The sequence below is a fragment of the uncultured Streptomyces sp. genome (assembly GCF_947488945.1).
GTDB lineage: Bacteria > Actinomycetota > Actinomycetes > Streptomycetales > Streptomycetaceae > Streptomyces.
The window spans coordinates 1-784 of sequence record NZ_CANLBS010000076.1 but is presented as its reverse complement, the minus strand read 5'-3'; the positions used below and the strand labels follow the sequence as shown (position 1 = coordinate 784).

Here is a 784-nt window from a genome sequence, read left to right as displayed (position 1 = left end):
CGCCCCACTCATCCGCCAACCCTGGTGGCCTGCTGCCGGGGCGTTGGCTGCGGTGCGGTGTGCTCAGTCTGTGAGAAAGGCACCTTCGCGGCAAACGCTGCAGACGAAGACGTAGCCCAGCTGGCCACCGAGGTTCATCGCTGTCTGCGTGGAGATCCCTTCCTCCAGATGTGCCGCGAATTCCATCGTGCCGGTGCAGGAGGGGCATGCGGGCAGTCGGTCGTCCTCAAGGTAGGAGGGGCTGCCTCCGAGCGACCCGAGCACTTCGCGTTGCTTCCCGAATCTTTCTTCGGGTTCCCGCTTCCATCCTGAACGGGCCAGGTCGTAGGCGTCAGGCTCGATCCCTTCCTCGAAATCGCAGGCATCTTCGTGGTCGAGCGTCACGACGTGGGTGCGGATGGCCGAGGTGGCGGGCAGCAGCGTCACTCCCGTCCCGGGCACGGCCACCGGCCGCAGTGCCTCCCGGGGGAACAGGTAGACCCGGTTCGCGCCGGACGTCGCGTCCCAAAACTCGCATGCGCCGGGGTCGTTCTGGCACACGAATACCGACAGGACGCCGTCCTCGACGGGGAGATGGGCGAAGAACTGCAGCGGCCCTCCACAGCAGTCGCCGCACATGGGCCAGGTGAATCCCGCAGGAGCCAGCGGTACGCCCCCGGTACGCGGGACGTCGGAGTCGGCCGGTGCGGCGCCGTCGTAGATCATCAGAGTTGTCTGCATGGCGAGAGGCTACGGGCGGCCTACGACATGGGAGTCTAATACTGTCCACTCCAGCGGGTTGTGA

Annotated in this window: 1 protein-coding gene; it reads right to left on the bottom strand. The window is 66.3% G+C overall.

What is annotated here, in order from left to right; genetic code table 11:
- Nucleotides 1-63: 63 nt before the first annotated feature.
- Complete coding sequence (locus Q0994_RS33885) at nucleotides 64-720, bottom strand: hypothetical protein (RefSeq protein WP_299542578.1); 657 nt, start codon at nucleotides 718-720, stop codon at nucleotides 64-66.
- Between the last annotated feature and the right edge of the window lie 64 nt (nucleotides 721-784).

What these genes read in the sequence shown, in the direction of transcription:
- Q0994_RS33885 (WP_299542578.1), bottom strand. Translation starts at nt 720, where the DNA reads ATGCAGACAACTCTGATGATCTACGACGGCGCCGCACCGGCCGACTCC.